The organism is Paenibacillus lutrae (assembly GCF_009757775.1).
Classification (GTDB): Bacteria; Bacillota; Bacilli; order Paenibacillales; family NBRC-103111; genus Paenibacillus_F; species Paenibacillus_F lutrae.
Window position 1 is genome coordinate 1 of sequence record NZ_RHLK01000009.1, and the last position, 15130, is coordinate 15130.

The following is a 15130-nucleotide window of genomic DNA, read 5'->3' on the forward strand; positions in this document are numbered from 1 at the left end:
ACGAGGTAGATAGGTTGGAGGTGGAAGCACAGCAATGTGTGGAGCTGACCAATACTAATCGGTCGAGGGCTTGACCTATAGGTCTTTACGAGAGTAGAGGCCGTCATCGGAAGCATCGCTTAGGCGGTGCACCACAAGATCTTTGGATGGATCTTTTACATCTTTCGCTGCTAGTTTTCAGGGTATAACCCTGATATGAGTGGTATGTCCGCAAGGAGATGCTGCGATTTTCGAAGTCTCTAACACTTCGGAACATCCTGTTTGGTGACGATGGCGGAAGGGAACCACGCGTACCCATCCCGAACACGACCGTTAAGCCTTTCAGCGCCGATGGTACTTGGACCGCAGGGTCCTGGGAGAGTAGGACGTTGCCAAGCAAAAGAAAAGCTCTTTTGAACTTTATGTTCAGAAGGGCTTTTTTTATTTTTATGTTTTATTGGCTTTTAGGGAAATTGGTTTTAGGACAACTTGATGAGAAGGTTCAAGACTTTTTGGGTTGGCATATAAGAAGAGCGCAAGCAAAGGGAGGATTCACAAGTAAGCAGCAGAAACGTAATAGAGCTTAGAGAGCTTAGATAGCAGGAAGAAAGTTGTGGCCTCAAGAATGAATTGTAACAAATTGTCTTAATATGGGGAATGGAAGCGCATAAAAATTTTATATAGGAGCATTGGTCTTAGATCATTTGAATAAATGAACAGCAACAATGACTAAACTGTTTTAGAAAATGGGCCGAACAAAGATGTTGAAGGTCTAAATTGATAGAGAAGGCGAACTTTAGTTGTTTTGCACGCTTTGAATGTTCGTATTTGATTTGACAGCCCAAAGGACAGCTGTTACACTAAAGGAGCGACAATACCTGACAAATCACGTTAATATATCGTTTTAATCATCTCGTATAATCATCGGGGATATGGCCCGAAAGTTTCTACCCAAAAGCCGTAAATTTTTGGACTACGAGAACGAAGTTGAGGGGATCTCTGTCTGGGGTGCCTTACGTTCGTGTCTCTAGGTCCGGCGGATAGAAGCAATACCTCTATCTTTCTGGGCTTTTTTTGCGTCAAGGGAGATGGAGTCAGAAGTTAGGGATTGATATTTAATTTATAGAGAAGACCAATTATGATAGAAAAGGCAGGTACGGATATGTCCGCACGGGTTGGAGTCATTATGGGAAGCAAATCGGATTGGGAAACAATGAAGCACGCTTGTGATGTATTAGACGAATTCGGAATCCATTATGAGAAAAAAGTCGTGTCCGCGCATCGTACTCCGGACCTGATGTTCGAATATGCAGAGCAGGCAGCAGAGCGGGGCCTGAAAGTTATTATTGCCGGGGCAGGGGGAGCCGCACACCTGCCGGGAATGGTGGCATCGAAGACGGAGCTGCCGGTTGTGGGTGTTCCCGTGAAGAGCCGCGCGCTTAACGGCCTGGATTCACTCCTCTCGATCGTTCAAATGCCAGCCGGTATTCCGGTGGCAACAGTCGCGATCGGAGAAGCAGGCGCGGCTAACGCTGGTTTGTTAGCCGCTCAGATTCTCGGGGCGTTCGAACCCGAGCTGCAGCAAAAAGTGCGTGAGCGCCGCGAGCGTATCAAGGCTCAAGTGTTGGAATCGAGTGAGTTCGAATGACAGATATGAACAAGGAAAGCAGCCGGGGTTCAGAAGCATTCCAACAAGCAGATTCCGCAAACGGCAATGTTTCAATGAGCGGAACAAACAACTTGTCTAATTCGGAGATTGCAGGAGCAAATCCTGCGGTACAATCCGTTAAAGCCGCTGATAGAAGTGTAGTAGCGGATGCGCGAATTCAAGCAACTGAGTTTGCTGCTGGTACCGAATCTGCGAAGGATGCAGACGGACAAAAGCAGCGTACGATTCTTCCGGGCGGCACGATCGGCATTCTCGGCGGCGGCCAGTTGGGCCGGATGCTTACCCTGGCCGGTCGCAACATGGGCTACCGGTTCGTGACACTGGAACCGGGGCCGGATTCGCCGTGCGGACAAGTAGCCGACCGGCAGATCGAAGCTTCGTACGATGATGTGGAGGCCGCCCGCGAATTAGCGAAGGTGTCCGACGTGATTACGTACGAATTCGAGAACGTCGACGCCGCGGTGACGAAACTGCTGACGCAAGAAGCCTACGTTCCGCAGGGCAGCTCGCTGCTGTACACGACGCAGCACCGGCTCCGCGAGAAGCGCGCGATTGAGGCGGCTGGTGTCCGGGTGGCGCCCTATGCCGAAATCACGAGCGTCCAGGAGCTACACGAGGCCGCTGCCAGATTCGGCATGCCCTGTGTGCTCAAAACCGCGACCGGCGGCTATGACGGCAAAGGCCAGTGGGTGATCCGCTCGGCGGATGAAGTGCCCGCAGCCTTTGAGGAACTGAGCCGGGCCGGTACGGATCTTGTGCTCGAACAGTTCATCCGGTTCGAACACGAAATTTCGGTTATCGCGGCGCGAAGCCCCCGCGGTGAGGTTAAAGCTTTTCCGGCAGCGGAGAATATTCACATCGATAATATTTTACATCTGTCCATTGTGCCCGCCCGTATTGATAAGCGAATTCAAGATGAGGCGGAGCGTCTGGCAATCCGGATCGCAGAGTCTATGGAAGCCGTGGGTCTGATCGCGGTAGAGATGTTCTTGACCGAAGATGGTGAACTGTTCGTAAATGAACTGGCTCCGCGTCCTCATAATTCTGGCCACTATACGATGGAAGCGTGCCATACTTCCCAGTTCGAACAGCACATTCGCGCTATATGCAACCTGCCGCTGGGATACGCCGGTCTTTTGACACCTGTTGTGATGGTGAATGTACTAGGCGAGCATGTCGAGCCGCTTCTTAAATGGATAGGCCAAGACGAAAGCGGTGCAGAGGCATCGGGCGTAACGGCTAAGCTTCATCTATATGGCAAGCACGAGGCGAAGATCAAACGCAAAATGGGCCATGTTAACCTGCTGACGGAAGATTATGATCTGGCGCTGAAATGGATCGAGAAGAGCGGTATCTGGAACTCATAAGTTGAGGGATGTTCTTGAGACTGATACATTGTATGAGACAATATAAACAGGATCTATAACTTTAACTATCGGAGGATTAACCATGATTGAAAGATACAGCCGACCGGAAATGGTCGCGATTTGGACGGAAGAGAACAAATTCAAAGCTTGGCTGGAAGTTGAAATTTTGTCTTGTGAAGCTTGGGCGGAGCTGGGCGTTATTCCTAAAGAAGATGTAAAAGTGCTTCGTGATAATGCCGCGTTTGATATGGACCGTATTTATGAAATTGAACAGGAGACGCGTCATGATGTTATTGCCTTTACACGTGCCGTGTCCGAGAAACTTGGTCCGGAGCGTAAGTGGGTTCACTACGGCCTGACCTCGACGGATGTCGTCGATACGGCACTAGGTTACCTGATCAAACAGGCTAACGAGATTCTGGAGAAGGACCTTCTAAACTTTATCGAAATTTTGAAAAACAAAGCCATTGAGCATAAAGATACGGCCATGATGGGCCGTACACACGGTGTACATGCAGAGCCGACTACTTTCGGCCTTAAGATGGCGCTTTGGCATGAAGAAATGAAACGGAATCTGGAGCGTTTCCGTTTTGCCGCTGACGGTGTGCAGTACGGTAAAATTTCCGGTGCTGTAGGAACTTATGCGAATATCGATCCTTTCGTAGAGCGTTATGTATGCGAACACCTGGGAACGAGCCCGGCTCCGATCTCGACTCAAACTTTGCAGCGTGACCGTCATGCGGAGTATATGGCTACTTTGGCACTGATCGCGACATCACTAGATAAGTTCGCAACGGAAGTTCGCGCCCTGCAGAAGAGCGAGTTCCGCGAAGTGGAAGAAGCTTTTGCCAAAGGTCAAAAAGGTTCATCGGCTATGCCGCACAAGCGCAATCCGATTGGCTCTGAGAATATTTCGGGATTGTCCCGTGTAATCCGCGGGCACATGGTGTCGGCTTATGAGAATGTTACGCTGTGGCACGAGCGCGATATCTCGCACTCCTCTGTAGAGCGCATCATTTTACCGGACGCAACAATCTTGCTTAACTACATGCTGAACCGTTTCGGCAACATCGTGAAGAACCTGACGGTATTCCCGGAGAACATGAGGCGCAATATGCAGAGCACTTACGGGGTCCCTTTCTCCGGCCGTGTCATGACCAAGCTGATCGACAAAGGCTTCAGCCGCGAGCAGGCTTACGATACGGTTCAACCGCGTGCCATGCAGGCATGGGAAGAACAGCGTTCTTTCCGCGAAATCGTGGAGAACACTTCTTCCATTACAGAAGTGCTGAGTGCGGAAGAGATTGAGGATTGCTTTAATCCCAGCTGGCACCTGAAACATGTAGATACGATTTTTGACCGTCTCGGCCTCAAATAAATGAATGAAAGCTCTGCTTGGGAGGACGTAACTATGGGCGCAAACGCCGCATTGACGACAGCCGAACATCTGATAAAAGCCCCTTTGGTCTACAAGGGCAAGGTTCGCGAACTGTACGATTTGGGAGAGCACTACCTGATTGTCGTAACGGACCGTATTTCCGCTTTCGATTATATATTGAAGCCTGCGGTGCCAGACAAAGGCAACGTTCTGAATACGCTCAGCAAGTTCTGGTTTGATGTAACGGCTCCTTTCATGGCTAACCATGTGGTGCATACGGACGTTGAACTGCTGAAAGATATCGTGACGGAACCTGAGCTTCTGAAAGACCGGATTATGGTTACCAAAAAAGCAGCCCGCATTCAGGTTGAATGTGTCGTTCGCGGTTATATAACAGGCGGAGGCTGGCGCCAATATCAGGAAACCGGGATGATCAACGGCATTAAACTGCCGGAAGGTCTGCGCAAGAATCAGGTGCTGGAGTACCCGATCTTCACGCCGGCAGCCAAGAATGATGTCGGTCATGATGAAGACATCACTTATGATCAAATGTGCGAGCTGGTTGGTGAGCAGGTGACTCAGCAGCTGCAAGCCAAAAGCATTGCGCTATACGCGCTGGCTCATACTTATTGCGAGCATCGCGGTATTATTTTGGCGGATACGAAGTTTGAATTCGGGTTTATCGGGGATGAGCTTATCTTAATCGACGAGGTGTTCACACCGGACTCTTCCCGTTATTGGGCGCAGGACAAGTATGAACTCGATACCGAAATCGACTCGATGGACAAAGAACCTGTCCGTACTTATCTGGCTAATTCCGGCTGGGACAAGAACAGCGAGCCGGACGAGCTTCCCGCTTCGGTTGTAGAAGAAACGTCCCGCAGATATCGTGAAATTCTAGACCGGTTGACTGCGGAAGATTAAAGAGAACCGGCGCACAAGTAAACGGTAGTTCAGGTGTTCTTGTAACACCTCTATAGATAGATACACAATAGGCAAGTAGCCAAGAACGGTCGAGACGCCGAAGGAGCAAGCGCTGGCCCAAACGGACAGCATGCAGAGGGCGATCGATAACCAAGGGAGGATAAACCGTAATGAAAGCAACCGTCTATGTGACGATTAAGCAAAGTGTATTGGATCCGCAGGGAAATGCCGTTCAAGGGGCTCTGCATTCGATGGGATTCGAAGAGGTCGGCAAGGTACGTGTAGGCAAGTATTTGGAGCTGGAGCTGGATACAACAGACCGCGCAGAGGCGGAAACCCGGCTGACCGCTATGTGTGAGAAGCTGCTTGCGAACACAGTCATTGAAGATTACCGCTTTGAACTAAACTAACTGAACGAACCGAACTAACGGATCAGGAGGATTATCCCATGAAATTTGCGGTACTGGTATTTCCGGGTTCTAACTGCGATATCGACTGCTACAAAGCGGTAGAAGACACAGTGGGCGAACCGGTCGATTACGTGTGGCATACGGCCACGGACTTATCCGATTACGATTGCATTCTCGTACCTGGTGGCTTTTCTTACGGCGATTACCTGCGCTGCGGAGCGATTGCGCGGTTTGCATCGGTTACTGCGGCACTGGTGAAAGCAGCCCAGCAGGGTAAATATATTCTTGGCATTTGCAACGGGTTTCAAATCCTGACAGAAGCAGGACTGCTTCCGGGGGCACTACTCCGTAACCAGTCTCTGAAATTCCGCTGTCATTCCACCAAGCTTCAAGTCGTGAATAACCAGACACCTTTTACAACGGATTATGCCGAAGGTGAAATCATTGATATTCCGATTGCTCACGGGGAAGGCAATTACTACTGCGATGAAGCCACTCTTCATGAACTTCAGCAGAACAATCAGATCGTATTCCGTTATGAGCAGGGTTCCAACCCGAACGGATCGGTGGACGATATAGCAGGAATCAGCAATAAAGAGGGAAATGTCGTCGGCATGATGCCGCATCCGGAGCGGGCGGTTGATGCTCTTCTGGGATCGGCGGACGGCAAACGCATGTTTACATCGATTTTAAACGCTTGGAGGGAACAACATGGCACAGCAGTTAGCCGCTAAAGAACCGAACGCAGAGCAGATCGCCGAGCAGAAAATCTATAAGCAGATGGGCGTCACCGATGCGGAGTATGATCAAATCTGCGGATTTCTCGGACGCAAGCCGAACTACGTCGAAATTGGCGTCTTCAGTGTCATGTGGTCGGAGCACTGCTCCTACAAGAATTCCAAGCCGCTTCTACGCCGTTTTCCAACGACGGGTGAGCGTGTACTCATGGGTCCCGGTGAAGGCGCGGGTATCGTAGATATCGGCGACAACCAGGCAGTTGTGTTCAAAATTGAAAGCCATAACCATCCGTCTGCGATTGAGCCTTACCAAGGCGCAGCGACGGGTGTGGGCGGTATTATCCGTGATATTTTCTCGATGGGCGCGCGTCCGGTTGCACTGCTGAACTCGCTCCGTTTCGGACGTCTGCAGAACGATCGTGTGAAGTACTTGTTTGAGCACGTTGTATCGGGTATTGCCGGATATGGCAACTGTATCGGCATCCCGACCGTGGGCGGCGAAGTAACTTTCGACGAGAGCTACGAAGGCAATCCGCTTGTAAACGCGATGTGTGTCGGACTGATCGATCATGATAAAATCCAGCGGGGTGTTGCCAAGGGCGTCGGCAATCCGGTGTACTATGTCGGCCCGGCTACAGGCCGTGACGGCATCCACGGCGCGACTTTCGCGTCCGAGGAGTTGACGAGCGAATCCGAAGCGAAGCGTCCTGCCGTACAGGTAGGCGATCCGTTCATGGAGAAGCTTGTCATGGAGTCCTGCCTGGAGCTGATCGATACGGGAATCGTTCTGGGCATTCAGGACATGGGCGCTGCAGGCTTGACCTGTTCAAGCGCAGAGATGGCGAGCAAGGCCGGCAACGGTCTGGAGCTGTACCTGGATGAGGTGCCGCAGCGTGAAGAAGGCATGACGCCTTATGAAATGATGTTGTCCGAATCCCAGGAACGCATGCTGTTCGTTATTGATCCGAAGGATGAAGCGCAGGCGATGGAGATTTTTGAACGCTGGGGCGTAATCTGCGCCAAGGTCGGCAAAGTAACCGACGATGGCCGCTTGAAGCTGATCCACCAGGGTCAAGTTGTCGGCGATATGCCGGTGACCGCCCTTGTGGATGAGTGCCCGGTTTACAGCAAGCCTTCGGCTGTACCTGCTTACTATACAGAGCAGGCGAATCTCGATACGAGCCGTTACGAAGAAGTGACGGATCTGACCGGTTCGCTGAAAAGCATTCTGGGCTCCCCTACAGTGGCGAGCAAAGAATGGGTTTATAACCAATATGACTACATGGTTCGTACAAGCACAGCGGTACAGCCTGGTTCTGACGCAGCTGTCGTCACAATCCGGGGTACACGCAAAGCGCTTGCTATGACAACTGACTGCAACAGCCGTTATGTGTACCTCGATCCTGAGGTGGGCGGACGGATCGCGGTCAGCGAAGCGGCGCGTAACATTGTCTGCTCCGGCGGCGAGCCGCTTGCCGTAACGGATAACCTGAACTTCGGCAGCCCGGAGAAGCCTGAAATCTTCTGGCAGCTGGAAAAAGCAGTCGACGGCATGGCGGAAGCATGCCGTGAGCTGAGCACGCCGGTTATCGGCGGTAACGTGTCGCTGTACAACGAGAATGCCAAAGGCGCGATCTACCCGACACCGGTTGTCGGTATGGTAGGCCTGATCCAAGACGTGGATCATATTACGACCCAAGGCTTTAAGAACGAAGGAGACGTCATCGTACTGCTTGGCGAAACCAAAGCCGAGCTGGGCGGAAGCGAGTTCCAGAAGGTCGTGCACGGCGTTGTGGAAGGACGTCCGCCACAGCTGGATCTCGAGACCGAGAAGCGCCTCCAGGCTGCTGTACTTGGCGCGATCCGCCAAGGCCTCGTCGCTTCGGCGCATGACCTGTCCGAGGGCGGACTGGCTGCGGCTGTTGCGGAGAGCAGCATTTCCGGCAACCTCGGAGCCGATGTGGATTTCCGCACGGATCTTCGCGCGGATCACGCTCTCTTCAGCGAAAGCCAGTCCCGCATTCTGCTAAGCTGTCGTCCCGACAAGCGCGATGCGCTGACCGCGTGGCTCCAGGAGCAGAACGTGGCTGCACAAGTAATCGGAACGGTAACAGGAACAGACGTGTTGCTGAACATCAACGGACAACCTGGCGTTCAAGCTGCGGTAGCTGAATTGAGGCAGGTCTGGAAGGACGCGATACCATGTCTGATGCAGTAACAGCCATGTCCGCAAGCAAGCTATGGACGGGTGACTACTACAACGAAGGCCACAATGCCCATGACGGCATGTTCGATAAGCTTAAAGAGGAATGCGGCGTGTTCGGGGTCTTCGGGCACCCGGACGCCGCTTCCTTATCCTACTACGGACTGCACGCGCTGCAGCACCGTGGACAGGAAAGTGCGGGTATCTGTACCGCAGATGCAGATAATTTCAATTACTACCGGGGCATGGGGCTGGTCAAAGAGGTGTTCGATCAGAGCAACCTTCCTTCACTCGTAGGTACATCCTCGATCGCTCATGTGCGCTATTCCACAGCTGGGGAAAGTAAGCTGGCGAACGCACAGCCGCTGGTATTCAAATACCGTGAGGGAGACCTTGCGATAGCAACCAACGGGAACCTCGTTAATGCGGGCGAAATCCGGAGGCAGCTGGAGAAACAGGGTTCCATCTTCCAGACGACGAGCGATACCGAAGTCGTTGCGCATCTTATCGCGCGCTCCAAGTATGACGACATTGTGGATGCTGTTAAAGACGCACTGAATCAGGTGATAGGCGCGTATGCTTTCCTCGTGCTGACGAAGGATAAGCTGATCGCTGCACTTGATCCCAATGGTCTGCGCCCATTCGCAATGGGCAAGCTCGGGGATGCGTATCTGTTCGCTTCCGAGTCCTGCGCGTTCGACATCGTGGGCGGCACCTACCTGCGAGATCTTCTGCCGGGCGAGCTGGTTGTACTGGACCGCGACGGACTAACGGAAGACCGGTTCACAGAAAGTCATACACGCGCAACTTGCGCGATGGAATATATTTATTTTGCTCGTCCGGACAGCGACATTGATGCTATCAATGTCCACTCCGCGCGCAAACGGATGGGTAAACGGCTCGCTGCGGAAGCATTCGTAGACGCAGATCTGGTAACCGGCGTGCCCGATTCCAGTACTTCGGCCGCTATCGGTTTTGCGGAGCAGACGGGCATTCCTTATGAACTCGGACTGATCAAGAACCGCTATACCGGGAGAACGTTCATCCAGCCGAGCCAGGAGCTGCGCGAGCAGGGTGTGAAGATGAAGCTCAGCGCGGTGCGCAAGGTCGTGGAGGGCAAACGTGTCGTCATGATTGACGATTCCATCGTCCGCGGCACGACTTCGCTTCGTATCGTTAATCTGCTCAGAGAAGCAGGCGCTACGGAGGTTCATGTACGGATCTCGTCGCCTCCGTTCCAGAATCCTTGCTTCTATGGCATTGATACGCCGAGCCGCAAAGATTTGATCGCCGCACAGAAGACGATCGAAGAGATCCGTCAGGCGATCAATGCAGATTCGCTTTACTTCCTCAGCCAGGAAGGGCTGATCGATTCAATCGGCCGCAAGGCGGGTGTTGAGAACGGCGGGTTCTGTACAGGCTGCTTCGACAACCGTTATGTGACGTATGTCAACGATAGTGAAGATGCTTCAGGCGGCTGCGGCTGTTAGCACAAGGCTCTGTTCGCTGACCGGTCTCAAGATTAACGGAACAGACAGCGGGCTAGATAAGATAGAGCTGGAAGATAGAGATAGCTTTAGATAGTTATAGAAGATAGAGACAGCTTTAGATTTGAAATAGTCATAGAAGAGAAGATAGAGAAGATAACGCGGTAACGATAGGATAGCTTGAGCTTAAGCAGTGCAGAGGAAAACCAGCCAAGAGCGGCGGGTACATTTGGACGATCGGGGAGTGAGACTAGTGTCGGAGGCTTACAAGAAAGCGGGCGTTGATATCGCGGCCGGTAACGAAGCGGTCGAACGGATGAAAAAGCATGTGAAAAGAACATTCCGTCCTGAAGTACTAACGGGACTGGGCGGCTTCGGTTCTTTGTTCAGCTTGAATAAGGACAAGTATGAAGAGCCTGTGCTCGTGTCGGGTACAGATGGCGTGGGTACGAAGCTCAAAATCGCTTTTGCCATGGACAAGCATGATACGATCGGGATCGATGCGGTCGCCATGTGCGTCAATGATATCGTGGTTCAAGGCGCGGAGCCGCTCTTTTTCCTGGACTATCTGGCCTGTGACAAAGTGGTTCCGGAGAAGATTGAGTCCATTGTAAAAGGGATTGCAGATGGCTGCGCGGAATCAGGCTGTTCGCTGATCGGCGGAGAAACGGCGGAAATGCCGGGCATGTATACCAAAGGGGAGTATGACATTGCCGGGTTTACCGTAGGGATTGTCGACAAGAAAAAAATAATCGACGGCTCTTCCGTTCGTCTTGGCGACGCGGTTATCGGCCTTGCTTCCAGCGGCGTTCACAGTAACGGGTTCTCGCTGGTGCGCAAGCTGCTTCTCGAAGAGAAAGGGCACGCCTTGACGGATTCGATCGATGAGCTGGGCGGGGTACTCGGCGATGTTCTGCTGGAGCCGACGAAGCTGTATGTGAAGCCGGTTCTGGGCATCCTGGATGAAGTTGAAATCAAAGGAGCTGCGCACATTACGGGCGGCGGTTTCCTTGAAAATATTCCACGTACGCTGCCGGATGGCGTAAACGTGAACATTCAATACGGATCTTGGCCGATTCTGCCTATCTTCTCCCTGATGCAGCGTGAAGGAAATATCTCGAACAATGATATGTTCCGCACGTTCAACATGGGAGTCGGGATGGTCATTATCGTGGCTCAAGAAGATGCGGACAAAGCGCTGGCTATTGCGCACTCGCATGGACACGAAGCTTACCGGATCGGCGAAGTGACGGAAGGCGATAAGATCGTCACATTCGACGGAGCGGAGGTTTAAGATGCGCAAGCTGCGGATCGCCGTGTTTGCTTCGGGAAGCGGGTCCAACTTTCAAGCGATCTCGGACGCGGTTCATAACGGGACGCTTGATGCAGACCTTCAGCTGCTCGTCTGTGACCGGCCGCAGGCGCAAGTGGTGCAGCGGGCGAAACAGGCGGATGTGCCTGTTTTCGCTTTTTTACCGAAGACGTATTCGGGCCGGGAAGCTTATGAGAGTGAGATTCTTACTCTATTGAATGAGAAAGAAATTGATCTAATTGTGCTTGCGGGTTACATGCGTATTCTGACGCCTGTGCTTGTGGAGCCCTTCTATGGCCGGATGATCAATATTCACCCCTCGCTGCTGCCTGCTTTCCCTGGTGTGAGAGGGATTGCGCAAGCACTTGAGTACGGGGTGAAGATGACCGGCGTGACCGTTCATTATGTAGATGGGGGCCTCGATTCCGGTCCGATAATTGCCCAGCGCGCAGTGGACGTGCAGGAAGACGATACCGAAGACAGCTTGGCGGAGCGCATTCATGCGGTCGAGCACGAGCTGCTGCCGCTGGCCATCGGCTGGATTGCCGCGGGAAGAGTCAAGCTGGACGGACGCCGGGTGACCGTAAGCTCCTAGGAAGTGAATCAGGAAGTTAAGGTTTGCGTCTAACAGATACTAACTCTTTGCTGCTTTCAAACCAGTGAGTTCATACAAGATACAAAACGGATCACAACTAATTTTTGCGGATAAATAGGAGGAGAAACTGTGGCAATCAAAAGAGCGTTGATCAGCGTGTCGGATAAAACAGGAATCGTAGAATTTGCAGGCGAATTGGCAAAGCTGGGTGTGGAGCTCGTCTCCACAGGCGGAACAAAGACGCTGCTTGAGCAGCAGGGAGTGCCTGTTATCGGTATTTCCGATGTAACCGGTTTTCCGGAGATTCTCGATGGGCGTGTAAAAACCCTGCACCCGGCCGTACACAGCGGTCTGTTGGCGATCCGTGACGATGCGGAGCACCGCAAAGTGATGGAAGAGCTCGGGCTCGGTTACATCGATCTTGTAATTGTAAACCTGTATCCGTTCGCAGAAACCATTGCAAAGCCGGATGTGGAATACGCGGATGCTGTTGAGAATATCGACATCGGCGGACCGACTATGCTGCGTTCCGCAGCAAAGAACCATGCATTCGTTTCCGTAGTGGTGGACGCAGCCGACTATGAAACGGTGCTTGCCGAAGTTCGTGAAGGCTCGGATACTACGCTGGAGACGCGTAAACGTCTGGCAGCGAAAGTATTCCGCCACACCGCGGCTTACGATTCCCTCATCTCTGAATATTTGTCCGCTCAAACGGGCGAAGAATTCCCGGAGCGCTACACCGTTACTTATGAAAAAGTACAGGATCTCCGCTATGGAGAAAATCCTCATCAGAAAGCCGCTTTCTACCGCAAGCCGCTTGCCGGAGCGGGAAGCATTGCTACAGCCGAGCAGCTGCACGGAAAAGAGCTTTCTTACAACAATATCAACGATGCTAATGCAGCTCTGCAAATCGTGAAGGAATTCACGGAGCCTGCTGTGGTAGCGGTTAAGCATATGAACCCTTGCGGCGTCGGAATCGGCAGCACAGTGAAGGAAGCGTACGAGAAAGCCTATGCGGCTGATCCTACCTCTATTTTTGGCGGTATTGTAGCTGCTAACCGCCCGGTTGACGGTGAAACGGCGAAGCTTCTCCACGAAATTTTCCTGGAGATCGTGATCGCACCGGACTATACCCCGGAAGCGCTTGAGATTCTTCAAGCGAAGAAGAACATTCGTCTGCTTAAGCTCGGCAACATTGCGGGTGCTGAGCGTAAGGCGCTGCCGCTGGTTACTTCCGTAGAAGGCGGAATGCTCGTACAGGATAGCGATGTACACGCAATTGCAGAAAGTGACCTCAAGGTAGTAACGGATCGCCAGCCGACCGAAGAAGAGCTGAAGCAGCTTCTTTTTGCCTGGAAGGTCGTGAAGCATGTGAAATCCAACGCTATCATTCTGGTGGCAGACGATATGACAGTCGGTGTTGGCGCGGGTCAAATGAACCGCGTAGGCGCGGCCAAGATTGCGATCGAGCAGGCGGCGGACAAGGCAAAGGGATCGGTACTGGCATCGGACGCGTTCTTCCCTATGAGCGATACGCTTGAAATTGCGGCAGCGGCAGGGATCACGGCCATTATTCAACCAGGCGGTTCCATCCGTGACGAAGATTCGATTAAGGTAGCGAATGAAAAAGGCATCGCCATGGTTGTGACGGGCGTTCGTCATTTCAAACACTAAATTTCGGGAGGTACGACATTATGCGTATTTTGGTTATCGGCCGTGGAGGCCGCGAGCATGCAATCGTATGGTCGCTCCGCAAAAGCCCGAAAGTTACCGCTCTGTTCTGTGCGCCTGGTAACGGCGGAATCGCCGAGCTTGCCGAGTGCGTGCCGATTACGGAATTTCAGTTTGCTGAAATTGCAGAGTTCGTGCGCGGGAATGCGATTGATCTCGTTGTAGTCGGACCGGACGATCCGCTGTACGAAGGCATTGTGGATTACCTAGAAGAGCACGGTATCCGTGCATACGGTCCTAACCGGGCTGCGGCGGAGATCGAGGGCAGCAAAGTATTTATGAAGCATCTGCTCAAAAAATACGAAGTGCCTACGGCTGCATACGAGGCTTTCGAAGAGTATGAAGCGGCGCTTGCCTACCTGCATAAGCTCGGCGCTCCAATCGTTATCAAAGCGGACGGGCTGGCCGCAGGTAAAGGTGTCATCGTAGCCGCGACTCTCGAAGAGGCGGAGAAGGCTCTGAAAGAGATCATGGTCGACAAGCTGTTCGGCGCATCGGGCAACCGCGTCGTGATCGAAGAGTTCCTGCAGGGGGAAGAGATGTCCCTGCTGGCTTTCGTCGATGGCAATGTGGTCAAGCCGATGTCGCCGTCCCAGGACCATAAGCCGGTCTTTGACGGCGACAAAGGTCCGAACACCGGAGGCATGGGCACTTATTCGCCGGTGCCGCACATCCCGCAGGAGATCGTGCAGCAGGCGCTCGATACCATTGTGAAGCCGACGGCTGAAGCGATGGTGAAGGAAGGCCGTCCGTTCCGCGGCGTATTGTACGCGGGACTGATGCTGACCGAGAACGGACCGAAGACGATCGAGTTCAACGCACGCTTCGGCGATCCGGAGACGCAGGTCATTCTGCCCCGGCTGAAAACCGACCTGCTGGAGATCATTCTCGCGACACTCGAAGGCCGCCTGGCGGACCTGGAGATCGAGTGGAGCGACGAAGCGGCCGTGTGCGTCATCCTCGCATCGGGGGGCTACCCGGGCTCGTACCCGAAAGGGCTGCCGATCGAAGGACTGGACGCCGCAGGCGACGCGATCGTGTTCCATGCGGGTACGGCGCTTGAGGGCGGCCGCCTGGTCACCAGCGGCGGCCGTGTGCTCGGCGTCACCGCGCTGGGCCAAGGCATCGCAGACGCGCGTGAGAAGGCTTATGCGGCGGCTGAGCGCATCACCTTCGAGGGCAAGCAGAACCGCACGGATATCGCCTTGAAGGCTCTGAAGGCGATGAAGTAAGAGCTTCTGGCGGCAGGAATGAGCGGTGAGAGCGAGTGGGAGTGGGGTTCCTGTGGAACACGCTGTGCTGCCTCCCGAAGCCAGAAGTTTGCCAGACCCCATTGGC

Annotated in this window: 13 protein-coding genes, 2 rRNA genes and 1 riboswitch; all 15 genes read left to right on the plus strand. The window is 53.1% G+C overall.

The window, feature by feature from the left end:
• Positions 1-78: ribosomal RNA gene (locus tag EDM21_RS15645) — 23S ribosomal RNA — on the plus strand; the annotation flags it as partial.
• A 182-nt stretch (positions 79-260) separates the two neighbouring features.
• Positions 261-377, plus strand: a 5S ribosomal RNA gene (gene rrf, locus EDM21_RS15650).
• Complete coding sequence (locus EDM21_RS15655; RefSeq protein WP_157336914.1) at positions 369-566, plus strand: hypothetical protein; 198 nt, start codon at positions 369-371, stop codon at positions 564-566. Before rrf ends, EDM21_RS15655 begins: the two co-directional genes overlap by 9 nt.
• Positions 567-872: 306 nt before the next feature.
• Positions 873-975: riboswitch (purine riboswitch) on the plus strand.
• Positions 976-1141: 166 nt separating this feature from the next.
• Positions 1142-1627, plus strand: a complete 486-nt coding sequence (gene purE, locus EDM21_RS15660) for a 5-(carboxyamino)imidazole ribonucleotide mutase (protein WP_157337145.1) — start codon at positions 1142-1144, stop codon at positions 1625-1627.
• On the plus strand, positions 1624-3015 hold the full coding sequence (gene purK / locus EDM21_RS15665) for a 5-(carboxyamino)imidazole ribonucleotide synthase (RefSeq protein WP_157336916.1): 1392 nt from the start codon (positions 1624-1626) through the stop codon (positions 3013-3015). Before purE ends, purK begins: the two co-directional genes overlap by 4 nt.
• Before the next feature lie 82 nt (positions 3016-3097).
• Complete coding sequence (gene purB / locus EDM21_RS15670) at positions 3098-4393, plus strand: adenylosuccinate lyase (RefSeq protein ID WP_157336918.1); 1296 nt, start codon at positions 3098-3100, stop codon at positions 4391-4393.
• A 33-nt stretch (positions 4394-4426) separates the two neighbouring features.
• Positions 4427-5317 carry a phosphoribosylaminoimidazolesuccinocarboxamide synthase gene (locus EDM21_RS15675; RefSeq protein WP_157336920.1) on the plus strand — a complete coding sequence of 297 codons (891 nt, stop codon included), beginning with the start codon at positions 4427-4429 and terminating at the stop codon, positions 5315-5317.
• Positions 5318-5487: 170 nt separating this feature from the next.
• Entirely contained in the window at positions 5488-5727 is a 240-nt protein-coding gene (purS, locus tag EDM21_RS15680; RefSeq protein WP_068777753.1) for a phosphoribosylformylglycinamidine synthase subunit PurS, read from the plus strand.
• A gap of 38 nt (positions 5728-5765) precedes the next feature.
• A complete protein-coding gene (gene purQ, locus EDM21_RS15685; RefSeq protein WP_157336922.1) occupies positions 5766-6461 on the plus strand; it encodes a phosphoribosylformylglycinamidine synthase subunit PurQ in 696 nt (231 codons plus the stop codon).
• On the plus strand, positions 6439-8682 hold the full coding sequence (gene purL / locus EDM21_RS15690) for a phosphoribosylformylglycinamidine synthase subunit PurL (protein ID WP_157336924.1): 2244 nt from the start codon (positions 6439-6441) through the stop codon (positions 8680-8682). The genes purQ and purL overlap by 23 nt, the downstream gene beginning before the upstream one ends.
• Positions 8667-10157: an amidophosphoribosyltransferase gene (gene purF, locus EDM21_RS15695; RefSeq protein WP_157336926.1), complete on the plus strand. Its 1491-nt coding sequence runs from the start codon at positions 8667-8669 to the stop codon at positions 10155-10157. Before purL ends, purF begins: the two co-directional genes overlap by 16 nt.
• Before the next feature lie 250 nt (positions 10158-10407).
• A complete protein-coding gene (gene purM / locus EDM21_RS15700) occupies positions 10408-11448 on the plus strand; it encodes a phosphoribosylformylglycinamidine cyclo-ligase (RefSeq protein WP_166542042.1) in 1041 nt (346 codons plus the stop codon).
• 1 nt (position 11449) lies between these two features.
• On the plus strand, positions 11450-12061 hold the full coding sequence (gene purN / locus EDM21_RS15705) for a phosphoribosylglycinamide formyltransferase (RefSeq protein ID WP_157336930.1): 612 nt from the start codon (positions 11450-11452) through the stop codon (positions 12059-12061).
• Between the two features lie 129 nt (positions 12062-12190).
• Positions 12191-13735, plus strand: coding sequence for a bifunctional phosphoribosylaminoimidazolecarboxamide formyltransferase/IMP cyclohydrolase (purH, locus tag EDM21_RS15710; protein WP_166542043.1), 1545 nt, complete (start codon positions 12191-12193; stop codon positions 13733-13735).
• A 20-nt stretch (positions 13736-13755) separates the two neighbouring features.
• Positions 13756-15024 (plus strand): phosphoribosylamine--glycine ligase, encoded by a 1269-nt coding sequence (gene purD / locus EDM21_RS15715; RefSeq protein WP_068777746.1) that lies wholly within the window; start codon positions 13756-13758, stop codon positions 15022-15024.
• Positions 15025-15130: the final 106 nt, after the last annotated feature.

What these genes read in the sequence shown, in the direction of transcription:
- purL (WP_157336924.1), top strand. Translation starts at nt 6,439, where the DNA reads ATGGCACAGCAGTTAGCCGCTAAAGAACCGAACGCAGAGCAGATCGCC.
- purK (WP_157336916.1), top strand. Translation starts at nt 1,624, where the DNA reads ATGACAGATATGAACAAGGAAAGCAGCCGGGGTTCAGAAGCATTCCAA.
- purB (WP_157336918.1), top strand. Translation starts at nt 3,098, where the DNA reads ATGATTGAAAGATACAGCCGACCGGAAATGGTCGCGATTTGGACGGAA.
- purS (WP_068777753.1), top strand. Translation starts at nt 5,488, where the DNA reads ATGAAAGCAACCGTCTATGTGACGATTAAGCAAAGTGTATTGGATCCG.
- purN (WP_157336930.1), top strand. Translation starts at nt 11,450, where the DNA reads ATGCGCAAGCTGCGGATCGCCGTGTTTGCTTCGGGAAGCGGGTCCAAC.
- purQ (WP_157336922.1), top strand. Translation starts at nt 5,766, where the DNA reads ATGAAATTTGCGGTACTGGTATTTCCGGGTTCTAACTGCGATATCGAC.
- purF (WP_157336926.1), top strand. Translation starts at nt 8,667, where the DNA reads ATGTCTGATGCAGTAACAGCCATGTCCGCAAGCAAGCTATGGACGGGT.
- purE (WP_157337145.1), top strand. Translation starts at nt 1,142, where the DNA reads ATGTCCGCACGGGTTGGAGTCATTATGGGAAGCAAATCGGATTGGGAA.
- purD (WP_068777746.1), top strand. Translation starts at nt 13,756, where the DNA reads ATGCGTATTTTGGTTATCGGCCGTGGAGGCCGCGAGCATGCAATCGTA.
- EDM21_RS15675 (WP_157336920.1), top strand. Translation starts at nt 4,427, where the DNA reads ATGGGCGCAAACGCCGCATTGACGACAGCCGAACATCTGATAAAAGCC.